This is a genomic window from Flavobacterium sp. (assembly GCF_046317795.1).
Lineage (GTDB): Bacteria > Bacteroidota > Bacteroidia > Flavobacteriales > Flavobacteriaceae > Flavobacterium.
This window is the reverse complement of sequence record NZ_JBKCVI010000070.1, coordinates 1-4536: the sequence shown is the minus strand read 5'-3', so window position 1 is coordinate 4536 and position 4536 is coordinate 1. Positions and strand designations below refer to the sequence as shown.

At 32.3% G+C, this 4536-nt stretch carries 2 protein-coding genes; one reads left to right on the top strand and one right to left on the bottom strand.

Going from position 1 to position 4536, the window contains the following annotated elements:
* Positions 1-2240 (bottom strand): cation:proton antiporter (locus ACK5ON_RS04185; RefSeq protein WP_409820184.1); only part of this gene is annotated, 2240 nt, incomplete at its 3' end.
* Positions 2241-2425: 185 nt separating this feature from the next.
* On the opposite strand from ACK5ON_RS04185, the gene ACK5ON_RS04180 reads away from it, so the two are divergent.
* The coding region (locus tag ACK5ON_RS04180) for an efflux RND transporter permease subunit (protein ID WP_409820182.1) at positions 2426-4536 on the top strand (2111 nt) is incomplete at its 3' end.

Genomic DNA, 4536 nt, shown 5'->3' with positions numbered 1-4536 from the left:
TCAGCCAACCAAGAAACCTCATCTTCTATCAATTTTTTCCAAGTTTCTAGACTAAAAACAGCTAAGTTTTGCTGCAATAAAAATGGTTTATTAATTTGATTAGGTTGAAAAACATCAAAATTATCTGTATGCTTTTCTTCTAGTGCTACTAATGAATTCTGAATAATAAAATTATTTTTAGTATGCTCGTTATTATCCAAAATGGTCACATGAGAGTCATTATTATACATTAATTTTTGAGCATAATCTATAAGGAAAACGTCTCCAATACTGTACATACCAATTAAAACATTTTTTATTTTTTGTAAATCTTTGTCTATTAATATTCCTAATGGTTCCTTGGTTTTTGAGATTAGAAGTCGTGTTCTTTCATCAAAAGGCGAGTTTTCAAAGAGTCCTTCCTTTCCTGTAAATTTATCCAACAATCTATCAGGATTAATAATTCGGGAAGTAAATCCAAGAACTTTTCCCAACAACGTCCCTTCATAAATTGATTTCCCAACACCCACTAAAACCAAATCATATTGCCCTTCTTTTGCAATGTCAGCAATATCTGTCTCTATGTCACCCGTAGCTTTGAAAATAGTAGTGATTTCTTGATTTAGCTTAACTGACTCTTTTACAATTGGCTCAAACGTTGTGGTTTCATATTCTTCCAAATTATAAGCGTGCATTTCATCACTCATTGTTAAGTGCATTGCCGTTATATTAGCATTTTCTGTTTGGCCTTTTACCAAACTGTTAGCCAATCGGAGTAATGACTTTCCTTTTTCGTTATTCCCAAAAGAAATTAGAATTTTAAACTTCGAATTTTGCTTAATTTCAGAAGGGATAATAACGCCTTTGGTTTTAAAAAGAAAATTAATTAAATCCAATGCTGGACCAGTCATAAACGTTGTAACTAATGCCATGATAACCATCATGGTGAATATTTTGGGAGAAAGCACACCAAGTTCGTATCCAATGTTTAAAACCACCAATTCCATCAATCCTCGAGTATTCATTAAAGCACCAATAGTTAAACTTTCCTGCCAACTTTGACCCACAAATCGTGCTGCCAAAGCACTTCCTAAAAATTTTCCTATAACAGCTACCAAGATGATATAACCCGTAATTTTCCATAAATAAGGTTCATTGATTAAACCTATTTCTGTACGTAAACCTGTAAAAACAAAAAATAATGGTAGCAATAAGATTAAGGAGATATCTTCTACTTTTTCGATAAAAACATTTCTAAACTTAGCAATATCTGGCATGATTGCTCCGGCCACAAAAGCACCAAATAAAGCATGAATTCCAATAATTTCAGTTAAATAAGACGATACTATAAGCATTAAAAAAAAGATGGCAACAACCGATTTTTTGAGGTTGTTTTTATTGGCATATAAATCCCCTACTCTTTTTAGAAAAGGTTTTACCACAAAAAGCATCATTAAAACATAACTAATTGCTAAACCAATTATATATATTGAACTTACAAAACTCCCCGCTTTTACAATGGCAATAACAGCTGCCAGTAAACACCAAGCTGTGATATCATCGGCAGCTGCACAAGTGATTACTATGGTTCCTAATCTTGTTTTATGTATACCTCTTTCTTGAACAATTCTGGCTAATACAGGAAAAGCAGTGATACTCATAGCTATTCCCATAAATAAACTAAAGGATAAAAATTCAATTCCGGGTGGTGCAAATTGATAATATATAAAATAAGCTAGCCCAACACCCAAAGCAAATGGAATTACAATACTAGCATGACTGATAACAACTGCTTCGTTCGCTTTGTTTTTCAAAACTTTTAGGTCCAATTCCATGCCGATTACGAACATGAAAAAAATCAACCCAACTTGGCTCAACATTTGGAGAATTCCAAGTGAAGCAACTGGAAACAAGGCCTCTTTCACTTCAGGAAAATAAAGTCCGAACAATGATGGTCCAAGAACAATCCCCGCAATTATTTCTCCAATTACGGTGGGTTGACCAATCTTTCTAAAAATCCAACCAAAAATACGAGCTACTAAAACAATGGTAATTATTTGAAGTAACAAAAGTGGTAATGGATGCTGCAGATTATGAAAAAGCGAACTTAAAAACTGAATCCATTCACTATCATTTGAAGTAGGCGATACTATTTCTCTTCCCACTTCAAGAAATTTTCCTTGAACAATTATCCAATACATCAAGTAGCCAAAAGCTCCTGTTACTAGTAAATAAAATAAAGTGTTTTTTAAATTTCTCATTCTGTTGGCTACTACTTTGCCCTACAAAGATGCTAAAAAGCATCGTATTTTATTATTTTTTTTTTTAGCGTTAACAATTATTTTAAAATCAAACTTCAATTGCTCACAAATTGAGTAAAAGTTTACTAAAAACAAGACTTGTTTTTGACCTTTTGATTACCTTTGCAAGCGTTTTTAAATTTATAATGAAAAAGAAATTGAAAGTTGGTTTTTGGGAATTTATTGCTGGCAAAATTCTTAGGAACAGAGTAATTATCAGCATATTTATTGTAATCATAACTATTTTCTTGGCTTTACAGTGGAAGAATGTAGGTATGACATATAATGAAGCCAACTTACTGCCAAAAAATCATAGTGCTAATAAAGATTATCAAAAGTTTCTAAAAACCTTTGGCGAAGAAGGTAACTTGGTTGTTATTGGTATAAAAGATACTACTTTTTTCACTCCAAAAGCATATAAAGCTTGGGATGAAATGATGACCAATTTAAAAAAACGGAATGAAGTTGAATTAATAGTTTCTTTGAATGACCTCAAAAAACTTCAAAAAAACGATACACTAGAAAAATTTGAATTGGTTCCGCTGATTGACCAAAAAAAGACGGTTGACCCAAAATATTTAAGCGAAATTAAACAACAACTCTTCAACGATTTGCCATTTTATGAAGGATTGCTTTTTAATAAAGAATCTGGAAGTATTCGTTGCGCAATTTACATTAATAAAAAAGTAATCAATTCGCCTATTAGAAAAGAATTTATTCTAAATGTTCTTGTTCCCGAAGTAGCCAAATTTGAAAAAGAAACCAATATTGATTTAAAGGTTTCAGGAATGCCCTACATCCGAACCATCAACACCGAAAATATGAAAGATGAAATAGGACTTTTTATTGGTGCGGCTTTATTTATTACTTCCTTAATTTTCTTCTTATTTTTCCGATCACACAGAGCCACTTTTATCTCTATTTGTATCTTGATTGTTGGTGTGATGTGGTCTTTTGGCACGCTAGGATTATTCCATTATAAAATCACGATTTTAACAGCAATCATTCCACCGTTAATTATTGTTATAGGAATAACCAATTGCATTTTTCTTATCAATAAATACCAGCAAGAAATTAAAATACACCGCAATCAAGCTAAAGCGTTGCAACGTGTGATTTCAAAAATCGGCGTTTCTACTTTGATGACTAATTTGACAACCGCCATCGGATTTGCCACGTTTATGATTACAGGAAACGATTTGCTTTATGAATTTGGATTGGTAACATCCATCAATGTAATCATTGTGTATCTTTTGACATTAATTGTGGTGCCAATTGTATACAGTTTTATGCCATTACCAAAAGAAAAACACTTAAACCATTTGAGTAAAAACTACTTATCTTCTATATTAAATTCGGTAGAAAATTTGGTACGAAACAAACGTAATTTGATTTATGGAATTTATGCATTCCTGCTCATTTTTAGTATTATTGGCGTATCACAAATGAAAGTTTCGGGAAGTTTGATTAGCGAAATGCCCAAAAGCGCTTCGTTCTTTAAAGATATTACTTTTTTTGAAAAAGAATTCAAAGGAGTTATGCCATTGGAAATCATGATTGACACCAAACGCAAAAAAGGCGTTATGAAGTCATCTACTTTGCGAAAAATGGATGAATTGCAAAATACAATTGATAGCATTCCGGAACTCTCAAAACCGGTTTCAATTGTGAATTTGGTTAAATATTCCAAACAAGCTTTTTATAATGGAAATCCAGAATATTATGAATTGCCTAATTCTCAAGAACAAGCTTTCATACTTTCGTATGCCAAAAATGCTACTAAAAACTCCAAAGACAACCTTATGAAAAGCTATGTTGATTCAACGGGTCAATATGCCAGAATAACCACTTTCATGAAAGATGTTGGGACAGATGAAATGGAAAAAGTGGAAGGAAAATTGAAAGCCAAAATCCATAAAATTTTCCCAAGCGATAGATATGAAGTTACCATAACTGGGAAAGCGTTAGTGTTTCAAAAAGGAACATCTTATTTAGTAAACAACTTAATTGAGTCTTTAATATTTGCCATTTTGCTGATTGCAGGATTAATGGCCTATATGTTCCGTTCGGTGAAAATGATTTTTGCATCGGTAGTGACCAATATTTTACCACTTTGTATTACATCTGGTTTGATGGGGTATTTTGGTATTCCTTTAAAACCATCAACCATTTTGGTTTTCAGTATTGCGTTTGGAATTTCTGTGGACAATGCCATACAATTTATGGCAAAATACCGCCATGATTTAATTCAGAACGG